13 protein-coding genes and 2 pseudogenes are annotated in these 16,723 nt (G+C 41.5%); 5 read left to right on the forward strand and 10 right to left on the reverse strand.

Annotation, left to right across the window (positions count from 1 at the left end):
* The first annotated feature begins 71 nt into the window (after nucleotides 1-71).
* The 3 genes from AC5EUN_RS03110 (at nucleotide 72) to AC5EUN_RS03120 (ending at nucleotide 2,377) form a co-directional block, all read left to right on the forward strand.
* The gene (locus AC5EUN_RS03110) at nucleotides 72-1,094 is read left to right on the forward strand and encodes a hypothetical protein (protein ID WP_029575092.1); all 1,023 of its coding nucleotides are present in this window, start codon (nucleotides 72-74) and stop codon (nucleotides 1,092-1,094) included.
* A gap of 118 nt (nucleotides 1,095-1,212) precedes the next feature.
* The gene (locus AC5EUN_RS03115) at nucleotides 1,213-1,536 is read left to right on the forward strand and encodes an endonuclease domain-containing protein (RefSeq protein WP_010327347.1); all 324 of its coding nucleotides are present in this window, start codon (nucleotides 1,213-1,215) and stop codon (nucleotides 1,534-1,536) included.
* Between the two features lie 151 nt (nucleotides 1,537-1,687).
* Entirely contained in the window at nucleotides 1,688-2,377 is a 690-nt protein-coding gene (locus tag AC5EUN_RS03120; RefSeq protein ID WP_129556767.1) for a hypothetical protein, read from the forward strand.
* Nucleotides 2,378-2,418: 41 nt separating this feature from the next.
* On the opposite strand, the pseudogene AC5EUN_RS03125 reads toward AC5EUN_RS03120, so the two are convergent.
* The 3 genes and pseudogenes from AC5EUN_RS03125 to AC5EUN_RS03135 form a co-directional block, all read right to left on the reverse strand.
* Nucleotides 2,419-2,574: pseudogene (locus AC5EUN_RS03125) on the reverse strand (hypothetical protein); the annotation flags it as partial.
* Between the two features lie 35 nt (nucleotides 2,575-2,609).
* Nucleotides 2,610-3,206, reverse strand: coding sequence for a hypothetical protein (locus AC5EUN_RS03130; RefSeq protein WP_058951680.1), 597 nt, complete (start codon nucleotides 3,204-3,206; stop codon nucleotides 2,610-2,612).
* Nucleotides 3,207-3,268: 62 nt separating this feature from the next.
* The gene (locus AC5EUN_RS03135; RefSeq protein ID WP_010327342.1) at nucleotides 3,269-6,163 is read right to left on the reverse strand and encodes a valine--tRNA ligase; all 2,895 of its coding nucleotides are present in this window, start codon (nucleotides 6,161-6,163) and stop codon (nucleotides 3,269-3,271) included.
* A gap of 184 nt (nucleotides 6,164-6,347) precedes the next feature.
* Here AC5EUN_RS03135 and AC5EUN_RS03140 point away from each other — a divergent pair, with 184 nt between their 5' ends.
* Together AC5EUN_RS03140 and AC5EUN_RS03145 are read left to right on the forward strand one after the other, a co-directional pair.
* Nucleotides 6,348-7,022 carry a hypothetical protein gene (locus AC5EUN_RS03140; protein ID WP_010327341.1) on the forward strand — a complete coding sequence of 225 codons (675 nt, stop codon included), beginning with the start codon at nucleotides 6,348-6,350 and terminating at the stop codon, nucleotides 7,020-7,022.
* Between the two features lie 12 nt (nucleotides 7,023-7,034).
* Nucleotides 7,035-7,841 (forward strand): SDR family NAD(P)-dependent oxidoreductase, encoded by an 807-nt coding sequence (locus AC5EUN_RS03145; RefSeq protein ID WP_010327340.1) that lies wholly within the window; start codon nucleotides 7,035-7,037, stop codon nucleotides 7,839-7,841.
* Between the two features lie 94 nt (nucleotides 7,842-7,935).
* Here the strand turns inward: AC5EUN_RS03145 and AC5EUN_RS03150 are convergent.
* The 7 genes and pseudogenes from AC5EUN_RS03150 to AC5EUN_RS03180 all read right to left on the reverse strand — a co-directional run bounded on the left by AC5EUN_RS03150 (nucleotide 7,936) and on the right by AC5EUN_RS03180 (nucleotide 16,583).
* Nucleotides 7,936-8,971 (reverse strand): annotated as a pseudogene (locus AC5EUN_RS03150) (agmatine deiminase family protein).
* Nucleotides 8,972-9,151: 180 nt separating this feature from the next.
* Entirely contained in the window at nucleotides 9,152-9,589 is a 438-nt protein-coding gene (locus AC5EUN_RS03155; protein ID WP_010327338.1) for a YbjQ family protein, read from the reverse strand.
* A gap of 3 nt (nucleotides 9,590-9,592) precedes the next feature.
* The gene (locus AC5EUN_RS03160; RefSeq protein ID WP_010327337.1) at nucleotides 9,593-9,949 is read right to left on the reverse strand and encodes a YbjQ family protein; all 357 of its coding nucleotides are present in this window, start codon (nucleotides 9,947-9,949) and stop codon (nucleotides 9,593-9,595) included.
* 103 nt (nucleotides 9,950-10,052) lie between these two features.
* Nucleotides 10,053-11,510 carry a multidrug efflux RND transporter AdeIJK outer membrane channel subunit AdeK gene (adeK, locus tag AC5EUN_RS03165; protein ID WP_010327336.1) on the reverse strand — a complete coding sequence of 486 codons (1,458 nt, stop codon included), beginning with the start codon at nucleotides 11,508-11,510 and terminating at the stop codon, nucleotides 10,053-10,055.
* On the reverse strand, nucleotides 11,510-14,689 hold the full coding sequence (gene adeJ, locus AC5EUN_RS03170; RefSeq protein ID WP_010327335.1) for a multidrug efflux RND transporter permease subunit AdeJ: 3,180 nt from the start codon (nucleotides 14,687-14,689) through the stop codon (nucleotides 11,510-11,512). The genes adeK and adeJ overlap by 1 nt, the downstream gene beginning before the upstream one ends.
* 13 nt (nucleotides 14,690-14,702) lie before the next feature.
* Nucleotides 14,703-15,947 carry an efflux RND transporter periplasmic adaptor subunit gene (locus tag AC5EUN_RS03175; protein WP_005400363.1) on the reverse strand — a complete coding sequence of 415 codons (1,245 nt, stop codon included), beginning with the start codon at nucleotides 15,945-15,947 and terminating at the stop codon, nucleotides 14,703-14,705.
* Nucleotides 15,948-15,968: 21 nt separating this feature from the next.
* Nucleotides 15,969-16,583: a phosphatase PAP2 family protein gene (locus tag AC5EUN_RS03180; RefSeq protein WP_010327334.1), complete on the reverse strand. Its 615-nt coding sequence runs from the start codon at nucleotides 16,581-16,583 to the stop codon at nucleotides 15,969-15,971.
* Nucleotides 16,584-16,723: the final 140 nt, after the last annotated feature.

The raw sequence follows: 16,723 nt of genomic DNA on the forward strand, positions 1-16,723 counted from the left end.
GGCTTTGACTGTGGCAGATTGGAGTGATCTGCTACACTGAAGTATCTTCTGCTTTACTGTGCATTGTTGTGATGTCTTACGATATAAAAATGAGCCAACTGCCTAAGGTTGAGCGCTCCCCGCAGCAGAAAAAATTAAATCGTTTAATTGATCAGATTGAACAGCAAAAACAAGAGCTGGCAGCATGGAAAAATGCGCAAGCCGACATTCGAAACTATACACGCAGTAAGCTTTTACCTGTGTATAGCGAGTTACACACGGTTTTATTTGCACAGCTTGATACCCTGTGGAAGCACTTAGCCAGTGACGCCTTTAGCAAAGTTGATCTGGCGCAGATTGACACCAAAATAGCCGCTTTAGCCAAGATGCTAAAAAAATCTCAGATGCTAACTTCCGTGCAGAAAGAACAGGTAGAGAAAGTGGATACTTTCTATATGCAGCATGCAGAGCATGTATGGGCGAAGAAAACCAAAACGAACTCAATACAAAATCATGACCTCGCTGAAACGGTAGTACAAAACGTGGATGTGGACTGGGAAAATTATGAATACGATTCTACCCAGTATGACGCAGAGCGGGAACGTGCCAAGCAGTTAAAACAACAAGAAAAACGTGAGCAAGCAGCCAAAATGGCAGTGCAGTCGCTGAAAACGGTGTATTTAAAAATTACCGCGATGATTCACCCAGACCGTGAACCTGACGAAGCGAAGAAGTTGGAAAAAACTGAGCTTTTACAGAAGGTCAATGATGCTTATGCAGAGCAGGATTTATTTTATTTACTAAAACTTCAGTTACAGCTAGAGACCAATAAAGGCTTAAGCTCAAAAGCTTTAAGTTCTGAACAAGTGAAGTTTTATCAGTTGTCTTTAGAAGCACAGAGTCAGAATTTGCAAAGTCAGTTAGAAGAGATTTTTGCGTCTTTTCACTTAAGCAGTCATATCAATACCAAACAGCTCAAAATGAGTGATGTGTATAAGGTGGTTGATAAGGACGTTGCTGAGTTAAAGCAACAGTTGAAGTGGGAAAAAGAACGTTTAAAGCATATGAAAAAGGTGAGTGGGGTCGAGATGTTGTTGGAGCATGGGGTGCTTTAATGCTTTTCTCCCTCTCCCTTAGGGAGAGGGAGCTGCAAGTGATTTTATAGCACCATGAATTTAATAATGAAAATTCCCTCTCCTTTTAGGAGAGGGCTAGGGAGAGGTAATAATAAAAATGATAGACCCACAATTATTAGAATTCGCCAAAACTATGCGAAGCAATGCCACAGATGCAGAACATTTAATATGGCAATTACTTCGTGCTAAACGATTTATGAATCTTAAGTTTCGCCGTCAGCATGTGATCAAACCTTATATTGTGGATTTTTACTGTCATGAAATTGGTTTGGTCATTGAGTTAGATGGAAGTCAGCATGGCACAGACGATGCGATTGAGTATGATGCCGAACGTAGCAATTTTTTAGAGACTTTGGATTTGAGTGTGGTGCGTTATTGGAATCATGATGCTTTGAGTACTAATGTTATAGCCTATGAATAGTTTGGATGGGACTAAAATATACATGACAAGTTTTTCAATCACTTTCTTACTTGCTTAAGTGGAAAAATGATGCTATCTAATCTTAAATTTTTGATTAATAACTAGTTGTTATAGAAACTGGCGGTGTGTTTTGGATTTTAAGAAGAAAATTTTGGAACTTCAACCCACAGAGTTGATGGTTTTAATAACGGTTTTATTAGTGATGTTAGGAGGTTCGAACCTCTATGCATATTTTAGTACTTTGGGGGTGGAATTTTTAATTAAAGATATAACAATATCTTTATTAGTAATGTCCACCTTTAAGCTATTCATATTCTTTTTATTATGCTTTGTTATAGCATATATAATATTCCAATTAGGAGTTCTTTTAGCATTTATATTAAATGTAATTTTAAGTTTTTTCAATTTTGAAAATATAAAAGAACATTCTTCTTTACTTTGGATTTTTGTTGCCTCTCTTCCCTCATTGTTTTTTTTAGTTTATTGTCTTCAATATGAAGATTTTAGATCACTTATTCTATTGATTTTTTTTAGCTGTACTGCATTAATATTTAAAGAAATTAACAATAAGTTTTCAATAGAGGATATAAATGTACTTATTTGTTTGTTAATTTCATGTTTTGCTATAGGGAATTATCAAGCAAAAGTTGATTCAGATGTTACAAGAAGTAAATTAGCCAAAGTTGAAAATTATGCTAAAAATCAAGATTGGAGAATTTTAACTTATCTAAATGAAAATGTAATTCTGTTAAATTTGAAAAAAGTTAATAATAAAACTGAATTTAAAATAGTTAAATTTGAAAATTTGGAGTTTTCAGTTGATAAAAAAAGTTATGAATAATCAGCTCTTTATACTACAAATTAAATCAAACTACCAACACATTAAAGCGCTGCAATCTGCTCCATATTCGCTTTAATTTTCGTTAACTGGTCCGCAAACTCAGCCAATTTTACTTTTTCACCTTCAACCACAGCCACAGGAGCTTTCGCTACAAAGCCTTCATTAGAAAGTTTGGTGGCAATTTGGTCATGCTTCTTTTACTTTTATATGAGTTTTTACGATCAGTTTTTAATTAAAAATTAATATATATTAGATAAATACAGTCTTTTCTATCAAATGATGTAGTTTCATCAACTATTATGAGATTCTCCTTTAGTTCTTTTGATAGATTGATATAATGTTGATTTGCTGCTCTTACTGATTGATTTTCAAGAAAAACCATAAATTTAAAATATTCTGTCGTATTGAATTTTGACTTAGTCTTACCATAAAGTAGGTTATTTAAATCTTTAGTTATACCATTTCGTTGAGCAGACCCATATTTTGTCCCACCATTAATTGGAATATTACACTTAACTTCAGCTATCAATTTTATAATTTCATTTGAAACAAGATCATAACCATTAGTACTAGGTTTTATGGATAAAATTTCATCGGTTAATTTTTGTTTTGACTCTTGAGAAAGATGAAACTTTTTTGAAATCCAATTAACAAATGAAATTGTTATTTTCATGGTTAATAGGTTATTTATATCAGAGAGAGCCATTTTCAAAGAAATTATTTTATCACTGTCAAGACGACTATAATAATCATCTTCTGGAAGAGAAAATTGCGTGATAAAAAAATTATTTAATCTACTTTTAAGTTCTTCTTCACGATGATATTTCATAAAAATAAAGGGCTGAATAATCAGCCCTTTATATTACAGATTAGATTTTTAATTACAACACCTTAAAGCGCTGCAATCTGCTCCATATTCGCTTTAATCTTCACTAATTGGTCAGCAAACTCAGCAAGTTTAACTTTCTCGCCTTCAACTACGGCCGCAGGTGCTTTCGCGACAAAACCTTCATTAGAAAGTTTGCCTGCAATGACGTCATGCTGCTTTTGCACTTTGTCTAAGTCTTTTTGCAAACGACCCAATTCCGCTTTCGGGTCAATTAACCCTTTCATAGGAACAAAGACAGACACGTGACCTACAACAGATGAAGAAGACAATGGTGGTTGTTCACCGTCAGCCAAGAAAGTAATGCTTTCCACTTTCGCCAAGGCTTTAAACAACGCTTCAATACGTGTGATCTGTGCTTTCTCAGCTTCCGTCGTGTTTTGTAGAAGCACTGGTAATAGACGTGCATTACCTAAGCCCATTTCACCACGGATGTTACGTACTGCACCAATCAAACCTTGAAGCCATTGCATGTCTGCTTCAGCCTGTTCGTTTACACGCTCAGGGTTAGCAACAGGGTACTGCGCCAGCATAATGGTTTCGCCAGAAATACCGAGTTTCGGTGCAAGTGTTTGCCAAATTTCTTCAGTCAAATACGGCATGATTGGGTGTGCAAGACGTAAAGATGCTTCCATCACCGCAAGAAGTACACGACGAACTTCAGCTTTACGCTCAACCGATACGTTTTCATCATTCAGAACAGGTTTCGTCAGTTCGACATACCAGTCACAGTATTCATTCCAAATGAACTCGTAAATTGCTTGTGCAGCCAAGTCTAAACGGTAAGTTGCAAAGGCTTGTTGTACCGCAGCTTCTGCTTTTTGCAGACGGCTCAAGATCCACTGTTCAGGCAATTCCCAAAGGTCTTGACGAACTTCGCTACCAATTTCTTGATTTTCACAGTTCATCATTACGAAACGGGTTGCGTTCCAGATTTTGTTGGCAAAGTTACGGTAACCTTCAACACGTTTCATGTCGAACTTAATGTCACGACCTGTGTTCGCCAGTGCACAGAAGGTGAAACGAACTGCGTCTGTACCATAAGCTTGAATGCCTTCTGGAAACTCTTTACGGGTTGATTTTTCAATCTTCGCTGCTTGTTTCGGGTTCATTAGACCTGTAGTACGTTTTTGTACCAAAGTCTCAAGGTCAACACCGTCAATCAAATCCAGTGGGTCAAGCACGTTGCCCTTAGACTTCGACATTTTTTGACCTTCGCCATCACGAACTAAACCGTGAACGTATACCGTTTTAAACGGAACTTGTGGCGTACCATCTTCATTTTTCATGAAGTGCATCGTAAACATAATCATACGAGCAACCCAGAAGAAGATGATGTCAAAACCAGTCACTAACACATCAGTTGGGTGGAAAGTATTGAGGAAATAGTTTTCCGCATCGATCGAAGCATCGCCAGTCCAACCAAGGGTTGAGAACGTCCACAGTGCAGAAGAGAACCATGTGTCCAGTACGTCTTCATCTTGGCTAAGCGCAACATCAGCAGGGATGTTGTTTTTGGCACGGACTTCAGCTTCGTCACGACCCACATAGATGTTACCTTCAGCATCGTACCAAGCTGGGATACGGTGACCCCACCAAAGTTGACGAGAGATACACCAGTCTTGAATGTTGTTCATCCACGCCATGTACATGTTGCTGTACTGTTCAGGCACGAACTTGATGCGACCGTCTTGAACCGCTTCAATGGCAGGTTGAGCCAATGGTGCAATTTTTACATACCATTGGTCTGTCAATAATGGTTCAACGATCACACCTGAACGATCACCACGAGGTGGTTTCAAGGTGTAGGGTTGGATTTGGTCTAACCAGCCTTCAGCTTCAGCTTGTTCAACCAATTTTTTACGTGCTGCAAAACGCTCTAAACCAATATAGTCCGCAGGGGCAGCAATGGTTTTCGAGATTTGTTCGCCCGCTTTCGCGATGTATTCAAACTCTGCCAACACTTCTGCATTTTTATTGAAGATATTGATGATAGGCAATTCACAACGCTTGCCAACTTCATAGTCGTTAAAGTCATGTGCAGGCGTAATTTTCACACAGCCTGTACCGAATTCTTTATCGACATATTCATCTTTAACGATTGGAACGGCACGACCTGTAATTGGCAGGATTATGTTCTGACCCACAAGGTGTGTATAGCGTTCATCATCCAGTGCCACAGCAACTGCAGTATCACCTAACAATGTTTCAGGACGTGTGGTCGCGACAACAATGTGGTCTTTACCATCATGGGTACGTAGGTTTTTATCTTCAAAGAAATATTTGAAGTGCCACAGTGAACCTGCTTCTTCTTTATCTGACTCAACTTCGAGGTCAGAAAGCGCAGTTTGCAGTTTTGGATCCCAGTTCACCAAACGTTTGCCACGGTAAATCAAGCCGTCTTCGTGCAGTTTAACGAACACTTCTTTTACTGCATTGGATAGACCTTCATCCATCGTGAAGCGTTCACGCGACCAATCGACTGATGAACCTAAACGACGGATCTGACGGGTGATGGTGTCGCCTGATTGCTCTTTCCATTCCCAGATTTTTTCGATGAATTTTTCACGGCCAAGGTCATGACGGCTGACACCTTGAGCACCCAATTGACGTTCAACTACCATTTGCGTTGCAATACCCGCATGGTCTGTACCCGGTTGCCATAAGGTATTTTTACCTGACATACGGTTGTAGCGGGTTAACGCATCCATAATGGCATTGTTAAAACCATGACCCATGTGCAAGCTACCGGTGACGTTTGGTGGCGGAATCATGATACAAAATGACTCACCTTTTTCAGAGGGCTTGAAATAGCCACGTTCTTCCCAAGTTTGGTACCATTTTTTCTCGATCTCGGTCGGATCGTAAGTTGTAGCGATATTTTGCGCTGAATCAGTCATAGTTCAAACAGTTCAAAAGTAGATAAAAAATTGCATCTATTGTAGCAAAGAAATCGCAAATGGGGGCATGTAAAGCAAATGCGTTGATCTAGCAATTGCGACATGATGCAGAGCGCTTTATGATGTGTCTAAACCTAGAGTGCGCTTTGTTCGCAGTAAAAAATCAAAAAAAGGGGGGATCACTATGACTTATCAAATATCATTAAAATTAAAACCTGAAACTCACCAACGCTTTGCCCACATTCATCAACAGCTTAATGCCGGCGAAAGCCAAAACCTTGCCAAACCTTTGGGTGAGGTTTTAGCGGATATTTCATGTGAAGTGATTGATCAAGTCTTTGGCGATCTTGCACGCTTGTCTACCTCAGTCGATGGGGAGTCTGAGAAAATTATTCAGCACATTGTGGACACTATGCGTAAGTACATGCCGTGGTCTGTGTCTTTTTTTTCAAATGACCGTCTAATTCCAATGGTGAATTATCTAGAGCAAAGGATGTATGACACCGAGAACATGCATTTTTTAAGCTACCCAGTCGAAAAAACCTTAGTTACCGAACTTTTGGGTTGTGCGGAACAGATGGAAAAGGGCAATAACAGTTATGTTGCTCCAGCTTTGAAGGTATTTACGCAAATTGTCGATCAAGGGGTGACCAGTCTGGTCCGTGAACCCAAAAAAATGCTTAAATTTAATCTGGTGGTCGATAAAACACTAAATGGGGTGATTAACTTAACGACCCAGTTGGGCTATAAACGTTTTGATAAGTTAGGGCGTATCTATGATGCGCAGATGATGAGTCAATATTTCGATCATTTCCTGACTTTTTTAAATGATCAATCTGCAAATAAAACTTCGGTATGAGGCAATAAGGACATGGCACAGTTAAACAGTTTAGACGCTAAGGTGGTGTGGATTACGGGGGCATCTTCAGGGTTAGGAGAAGCACTGGCTAAAGAATGTGCTTTACAGGGTGCTGAGGTGGTCCTCACGGCAAGACGTTTTGACGAACTCGAAAAAGTTCGTGTCGGGCTGCTCAATCCAGATCAACATATTTCCATTTGTGCCGACATTACCGATGAAGCTCAAGTTCGTCATGCCTATGAGCAAGTGCTACAGAAAAAAGGTCGAATTGATTGGCTGATTAATAATGCGGGTTTAAGCCAGCGTGCCTTGATTGCTGACACCAGCATGCAGACTGAACGTGCGATTATGGAAGTGGATTATTTTTCACAGGTGTTTTTAACCAAAACCGTTCTACCGACATTTTTAGCGCAAAAATCTGGCCGTATTGCCTTTGTTTCGAGTGTTGCGGGGTTGTTGGGGACGCAGTACCGTGCCAGCTATTCAGCAGCTAAGGCTGCCATTCATATGTGGGCAAATAGCCTGCGTGCCGAAGTGGCAAACGAGGGCGTAGACGTATCGGTGATTTTCCCGGGCTTTGTTAAAACCAATGTCTCGTTTAATGCTTTAAATGGCGAGGGTAAACCACAGGGTCATCAAGACGAAGCGATTGAAAATGGTTTAGAACCTGATATTTTTGCGCAAACGGTGGTGAGTGCTTTGCTTAAAGGTGAAGAATACATCGTAATCGGTGGGCGTAAGGAGAAAATGGGGGTTCTGGTGTCTCGTTTATCGCCTACAACGTTGTATAAAATGATTCGTAAGATGAAAGTGAAGTAAATTGAAAAAGGCAGGAGGAACGTCACTTCCACCTGCCTTTTTGGGGATGTTGTTCCCATATTCCCTATACTTTGATAGGGGAGATAGAGTTGTACTACTTACTGATTTTATTTAAATAGTTTAAAAACAATTCCGCATTTTTCCCACGCACTTGCCAAGACAAACAGCGCACACCGCCGCCCATATGACAGACATTAGAAGACTGTATTGGGACAACAGTACGTTTGGTTACGCTACGAATTTGTTGTAAAGCGACAGTATCCTCTTTAATCCCAAATTGCGGGAAGTAAATCCGTTCAGGCGTCACCAGCATATTGGTGTATAGGCCACATGCAGAACCAAATTTTTCATCGTAGATTTCACTGCCATCATAAGGGGTGATGATTTCACGAATTTTAACATTGGGAATACCGCGTTTTAAATCGGCTTTGAGTTGCTTAGCATAGTCGGGATCTTCAGGGTAAGAGTTAATTACCAAGGTATTTTGGTCGACAAAGCTGACTACGCCATCGGCATGTTCCAAGCCCCCTTGTTCATCGGCTTCAATGAACGCAATCTGTTTTGCACCCGTCAGCGCCATTAATTTCTTACGGGCTTCACTTTCGGTGAGCTTGTTATCCGCTAGGAATTTGGTGCTGAGGACGACATTGCCATAACCATCTTCCACCCAGTTTCCGCCATCATTCAATAGTTTGCTTTGCGTAAACTGTAAGCCAGCCTTTTGGCTGTAGTATTTAAACTCGTCTTGCACTTCATCTGAAATGGCCTGACCTTTTTTAGCGCCACCTTGTCCTGCCGCCGTGTAGCGGAACATGATGGGTTGAGCTGGGTTGGCGCTGGTGAAGTCGCGCATCCAAATGTCATGCATCGGTGCGATTGCCACATGCTTTTTGCCCAAGGCTTTGACATAGTCGGGGTAGAGGCCCTTGTCCGTCAGAACAACGACATTGTCTCCATTTTTAATAATTTTTTTTTGCATAATCGACGTGAAAATCAAAAATATCATCAATCATTTTTGCATAGTACGCATCATTACTTTGAGGGGATGCCAGTACAATTAATTCAGCTTTGGCTACAAGTGGAATCATGCTGAGTACAGCCATACTTATTTTTAGTGCTAAAGATTTCATTATCTGTGACCTATTTACAGTGTAGGTAATGTCCATTTTTATTGTGTTCAGTGTAGAGAATTATGCTCTAGTGAGCAATCTACCATCCGAATGTACGATAGAAGGTGAGCGAGCATGAGCTATTTTGAACGCTCATGCTATTTGAGTTTAGTGAATGGATGATTGGTCAATAGTCGCTGTTTAAGGACTTTGAATGGCAGTCCCATAAGCAAAGACTTCGACCATACCGCCTTGCATGCCCATTTCTGTGGTCGCCAGTCGCATACAAGCAATATGCGTTGCGCCGTGCTTTTCCGCTTCAAGTTTGAGTCGAACGATGGCTTCACGACGGGCGCGATCGATAACACTTTCATAGCTGGTGAGTCTACCCCCAAAAAAGTTTTGCACGGTCGCCAGTACATATTTGAAATAATCATGAGAAATCACAACATTGCTACTGATCATGTGCCCAGACTGCTCGAAGCTTACTTTGCGTAAATTACCTACAGTAATGTAAGCAAGACGCTTCTCATTTTGTTCAAGCTCCGCCAAATGTTTGCGTTCGTTATAACGACCAAAGCCAAAACCGACGCTAAAGAGCACGGCAAAGATCAGCAGTTGGAAAACTAAACTTTCCATGGCTTAGGCCTGTGTTGGAAATGGATCGGGAAGATGGTTGTCTAACGGTGTGACACGGACTGCAGTACCATAAACAAATAATTCAGAGGCGCCTTGGGCAATGTTAGAAGTTGAAAAACGAATACCTACAATGGCATTGGCACCTAAGCCTTGCGCTTTTGCAATCATACGATTCATGGCTTCTTGGCGTGATTCTTCTAAAAGCTCGGTATAGGCAGTGAGTTCACCACCGACAATATTTTTTAACCCTGCCAAAAAGTCGCGCCCGACATGTTTACTTCGAACCGTACTGCCATAGACCACATCCAGTTGTTGAGAAATGGTATGTCCAGGAACAGACTCAAGGTTACTTAAAAGCATAATGTTCAATATTCAAATGATTTGATTATCTTTGAAGATAGGAAAAAGCCCAGCAAAAAGCAATAAAAAAGCCCACCTAAGTGAGCTTTTGATGTTGCAAACCTTAGTTTGCTGTTTTGTTGTATTTCACATCTGAAGAAGAAGGCTGTTTCACCACTTGATCCGTCGTGTTGGCTTTTACACCGCCACCGAGGGTTTTATACACTTCAACTTGGTTGTTTAAGTTTGCTTGTTCAAGCAATAACAACCCTTGTTCCGCTGAGTACGATGTACGTTGTGCATCAAGTACAGTCAGGTAGTTATCGATACCTGCACGGAAGCGAGCAGTTGAAAGTTTATAAGTGGTGTTGGTTGCATCTACCAGACGACGTTGCGCTGCTAGACGGTCACCAATATTTTCACGTACTGCCAAGGCATCATTCACTTCACGGAAAGCGGTTTGAATGGTTTTTTCATAATCTGACAACGCAATTTTTTGGTCAGTTTCTGAAATCTTCACATTGGCACGACGTGTACCCCAGTCAAAGATTGGAATATCCAAGCTTGGGCCAAGTGACCATACAAAGGCACCTGATTTAAACAAATCGCTTAAATCTGTCGATGCATAACCTGCCGTACCTGTTAAACTGATGGTTGGGTACAACTGTGCTTTTGCCGCACCAATGTTGGCACCCGCAGCAGACAATTGATATTCCGCAGCACGGACATCAGGACGGTTATTTAACAAGTCGCTCGGCAAGCCCGCTGTCAATGCCGTACTTTGGGTAATGCGTTTCACCGGTTGAGGAGACAATAAGTTTGCAGGAACAGGCTGACCCACCAACAGGTTGAGTAAGTTCTGTGCTTGTGCAAGTTGAGTCTTGTAGTTCGCAACGTCATTACGTGCGGTTTCAACCGAAATTTGCGCTTGGCGTACAGGAACTTCGCTGTCGATGCCTACATCAAAACGTTTTTTGTTCAGATTGTATGATTCAAGCTGTGCTTTTAAGGTTTGGTCTGCCAGTTTTAAGTTAGCATTGGCAAACGAATAGCTCAGCCATGCTTGCGCAACCTGACCAATCAACGAAATTTGAGTTGCATCACGTGCACTTTGAGTCGCCAAATAGCTGTCTAAAGCATTGTCTTTTAAGCTACGAACACGCCCCCAAAAGTCTAACTCATACGCGGTTACGCCAAGGCCAACATTATAGGTTGTCATGGGTTTGCTGCTGCTGAGTGTATCTTGGCGAAGCACACTACCACTTGCACCAATGGTTGGCAGTTGGTTGTTTTCGCTAATTTGATACGCTTGCTGAGCACGTTGAATATTTAAAGTCGCCGTACGGAGGTCACGGTTATTGGCTAGTGCTAACTCGATGACTTGGACTAAACGCTGATCAGCAAAAAAGTCTTTATAGCCTTGTTCTGCAACAGATGGACCTGTCGTTGAACCAATATATCCTGTTGGGATATCCGCTTGAGCGACGGGTTCTGGACCACGCATGCTTTGACATGCAGTCAAAGCAAGCGCAAGTGCAGATACCGCAATGCTACGACCTGAAATAGACCATACTTTTTGCATCACGATGTTTGCTCCTGATTATTTTGTTTCTTAGGTTTGTATTTGAAAATACTACGAATCCAAACAAAGAATACTGGAATGAAGAAAATACCCAACAGTGTAGAACTAATTACACCACCAAGGACACCAAAGCCTACCGAGTGTTGGCTACCTGCACCAGCACCTGTTGAAAGGGCAAGCGGAAGTACACCAAAACCGAATGCAAGGGTGGTCATGATAATTGGGCGTAAACGCATTTTTGCAGCATGAAGGGTTGCATCAAACAAGTCTTCACCTTGTTCTTGCAACTCTTTTGCAAATTCTACGATCAAGATCGCATTTTTCGCAGAAAGACCAATCACGGCAACAATTGCAACTTGGAAGTAGATGTTAAACGATAAGTTTGGATCGCCCTTAATGATCATACCTAACCATGTCAATGCAAATGCACCAAGAATACCGAGTGGTACAACTAGTAATACCGAAACAGGGATAGACCAACTTTCATACAATGCAGCAAGACATAAGAAGACGATAAGCATTGAAAGAACAAGCAGCGGAGCTGTTTGATTGCCCGAATCACGTTCTTCTAAAGATAAGCCTGTCCATTCATAGTCGAAACCTTGTAAGCCCATAGATGGTAACTTACCAATAATTTCTTCCATCGCGAGCATTGCATCACCTGAACTTACGCCCGGTGCTGGAGTACCTTGAATGTTTACAGAAGATACACCGTTATAACGCTCTAGACGTGGTGAACCATAAGTCCATTCGCCTGTTGCAAATGCTGAGAATGGAACCATTGTGCCACTACTATTACGTACATACCACTTGTTCAAGTCTTCAGGCATCATACGTGCATTTGCTTCGCCTTGCACATAGACTTTTTTCACACGACCACGGTCTACGAAGTCATTAATATATGAACCACCCCAAGCCATGCTCATGGTTGTATTGATATCCGCAATACTGACACCCATTGCGCCTGCTTGTGCTTGGTCAATACTAATTTGATACTGAGGTGTATCTTCTTGACCATTTGGACGCACACCTGTAAGGCGTTTATCCTGTGCTGCCATACCTAAAATCGCATTACGTGCAGCAATCAGTTTTTCATGACCTTGACCACTCGCATCTTTTAATTGGATGTCAAAACCAGCAGATACACCTAATTCAGGCATTGCAGGTAACTGTAATGGCATGATGTAAGATGCGTCTTTCACAATCATATTCAATGCCATACCACGTTGGATGATGGCACCAATTTGCGACTCAGGTGTCGTACGCTCACTCCAGTCCTTCAGCTTGATAAAGGCAAGACCTGCGTTTTGACCAACACCTGTGAATGAGAAACCAGAAACAGTAAAGATAGACTCTACATGTTCTTTTTCTTTATTCATGAAATAGTCTGTCATTGTGGTGATGACTTTATCGGTACGTTCAAGGCTTGCACTTGGTGGAAGCTGAACTAAAGTCATGACGACGCCTTGGTCTTCGTCAGGCAAGAATGAGGATGGTAAAGCTTTATATAGGCCAACTAAGCCTGCAATCACCAGTAAATAAACCACACCAGAAAATACTTTATGATGGGTCATACGGTTGACACCACCTTGGTATTTTACGGATAGCTTTTCAAAGCTGCTGTTAAACCAACGGAAGAAACGCGCAAAAATATTATTACTTTCTGCTTTATTCGGATCGTGTTGTTTTAACAAGGTTGCACACAGGGCAGGGGTGAATGTTAATGCCACGATCAGTGACAAAATCATTGCGGTAACTAGCGTAATCGAGAACTGACGGTAAATAACACCGGTTGTACCTGCAAAGAATGCCATCGGTACGAATACCGCAGTTAATACACTGGTAATACCGACCAAGGCACCAGAAATCTGTTGCATTGATTTTTCGGTCGCAGCTACAGGGTCGAGGTGTTCTTCTTGCATTACCCGTTCGACGTTTTCCACCACAACAATCGCATCATCGACCAGAAGACCAATCGCTAAGACCATCGCAAACATGGTGAGCGTGTTGATTGAGAAACCGAAGATGTTAATGACAGCAAATGTGCCCAATACAACCACTGGAACAGCCAATGTTGGGATAATCGTGGCACGCCAGTTCTGTAAGAATAAGAACATGACAATGAACACCAACACGACAGCTTCAATCAACGTGTGTACAACACTTTCAATCGACAGCTTAATAAACGGTGTGGTGTCATAAGCCAGTTGATCTTTTAAACCATTTGGGTAGTTTTTACGAAGTTCACTGAGGCGCTTTTCTACAGCCGCTGCTGTATCTAGTGCATTTGCACCAGTTGCCAGTTTAATCGCAACACCGCCAGCAGCCTTACCATTAAATTTAGAGTCGAACTGATAGTTATCTGACCCGAGTTCAACACGAGCAACATCACTCAAACGGACTTGAGCACCAGAAGATGTATTTTTTAGAAATATATTCTTAAATTGTTCAGGTGTTTGCAACATGCTTTGAGCATTCACCGTTGCATTCAGCACTTGACCTTGTACAGAAGGTGCACCGCCTAACTGACCTACAGCCACTTGAGCGTTTTGAGCACGAATTGCAGCAGCAATGTCACTTGGTGTCACTTGCAAACTGTTCATTTTCGCTGGATCTAGCCAAATACGCATCGCATATTGACCACCAAAGACTTGAATTTCACCTACACCAGCAACACGGCTAAGTGGTTCAGAAATATTTGAGTTTACATAGTCTTTAATGTCCGCCCCAGAAAGACTTCCATCTGGAGAGTAAAATGCAAGTACTTGCATAAAACTTGCGCCAGACTTAGTCACTTTCACACCTTGACGTTGTACATCTTCAGGTAAAAGCGCTGTTGCAGATTGTAATTTGTTCTGAACTTGAACCTGTGCAATGTCTGGATCAACCCCTTGTTCAAAGTTCAAGTTGATTGACGCTTGACCATTACCCGCACTGTTAGATGAAATGTAACGTAAACCATCTAAACCATTCATTTGTTGTTCAATGATTTGCGTTACAGTATTTTCAACAGTTTGTGCAGAAGCACCTGGATAAGTTGCAGCAATTGTCACCACTGGTGGTGCAATTGTTGGATATTGAGCAACAGGCATTGTAGTTAGCGAAAGAACCCCCGCCAACATAACCACCAGTGCAATCACCCAAGCAAAAATAGGGCGATGAATGAAAAATTGAGCCATATTCGTCTACCCCTTATGTATTTGAAGTAGCTTTTTGTTCAGTTTTTGCACCAGCTTCTGTCTTTTTAGCATCCGTTGTTGGAGCTTGAGGTGCTGCTGCTTTAGGTTGATACGGTTTCGCAACAACTTTCTGTTCAGCTTTAACTTTTGCTATTCCGTCAACAATAACTTTTTCACCTGTTTTAAGGCCTTCAGTCACAATCCAGTCTTGACCTTGAATACCAACTGTGGTGATTTGACGAGGCTCTACTACGCCTTTGTCATTCACAATCATTGCCATTGCTTGACCTGTTGGTGTACGAGTCACTGCAATTTGCGGCACTAACATCGCATTCGGGATTACGCCTTGAACGATTTGTGCATTGGCAAACATACCTGGAAGCAGCAAGTGATTCGGGTTCGGGAACACCGCACGAATCGTCACAGTCCCTGTATCTGGATTGACACTGGCATCAGAGAACGCTAAGCGGCCTTCGATTGGATAGTCACTGCCATCTTCAAGTTTCAGCTTCACACGCGTGTTGTTACTGCTGTCTAAGCTACCTTTACTCAATTGTTGACGTAAACGAAGAAGTTCAGAGCTTGATTGGTTGATATCAACATAGATCGGGTCTAAACGTTGAATTGTCACCAATGGCTCTGTTTGGTTTGCAGTCACCAAAGCACCAGCAGTAACTGTAGAGCGGTTGGTTTGACCTGAAATTGGAGAGCGGATGGTTGAGTAACCTAAGTCCACTTCAGCATTTTTAACTTGAGCACGTGCTGCTGCCACTTGTGCTTCAGCGACATTTACTTGACCCACTAAGTCGTCATAGTCTTGCTTCGCAACAGCGTTGCTTGAAACCAGTTGCTGATAACGATTCAATTTGGTTCTGAGTGTGCTTAAATTCGCTTCTTGTTGTAATAATGCTGCTTTGGCATTATCAAATGTTGCGCGGTTAGTACGAGAGTCAAGTTCATAAAGTGCCTGGCCTTCACGTACATAACTGCCTTCCGCAAACAAACGTTTTAGAATGATTCCACTCGTTTGTGGGCGAACTTCAGAGATTTCAAATGCCGTGGTTCTGCCAGATAACTCTACAGATTGTTCTACATTTTGCGGTTGTGCAACAATGACACCGACTTCAGTAGGTGGCATTTGTTGAGAAGCGCCAGCTTGCTGCGCATCCTTTGGATCTTTGCTACAACCAACAAGTGCAATACTCGTTGCTAATGCGCAAGCGGTAAGGGCTGGGGCCCAAAGCTTTGCCGATATCATTGTTCCACCTCGATTAGATTCTTATCTAAAATAATTTGTATTTAATTGGGTATATCTGCCACACAAGATGTAAAGCAGTGAAATCCAGATAATACTAATGCTCCAACCTGCGAGAACGTCGGATGGGAAGTGTACTCCAAGATAGACTCTTGAAATTCCCATCATCAGCATCCATAAAATAGCAATGCATACAACATAACGATGTGCAGGAAATGGTCGACTTAAGAAAATGGCAAGACACGCCAAAGTGGCAGCATACATACTGTGCGCACTCGGAAAGGAAGCACCATAGCTCGTCACTAGGTGAAACATTTCTGGTGGGCGTGGTCTTGAAATTAGAAATTTAAGTAGCCAAGCAGAAGCAATACTTCCAACAACGCCTAAACCAATAAAAACAACATCTCTATACTTTTTATACCATGCACGATGGAAACACCATAGAGTGGTTAGAAATAATACAAACGGCATGCCACCGAGTGCCGATAAAAGTATTGCAAGTTTATCTATAGGCTCAGTTCTTAATGTGCTGAAATATTCGACCATCGCCAGATCTAAAGCTGTGAGTGGTTGAATGCTTAGAGCTAATGCACTGATTATAAATAAAATAATACCGATAAAAAGCAACAAGTAAGGCATGCTGGAACTCGTGTCATTTCAACCGATTTAAGCGCGGTTATTTACTGGGTTAAAGTGTACTCATCAGTACACTTTAATTCAAGTGTTGATTAATCATGTATAAAATTTTGTTCACAGTGTAACAAGAGCTCAAAATCGGT

This window comes from Acinetobacter sp. CAU_H_S170_2, from assembly GCF_058890445.1.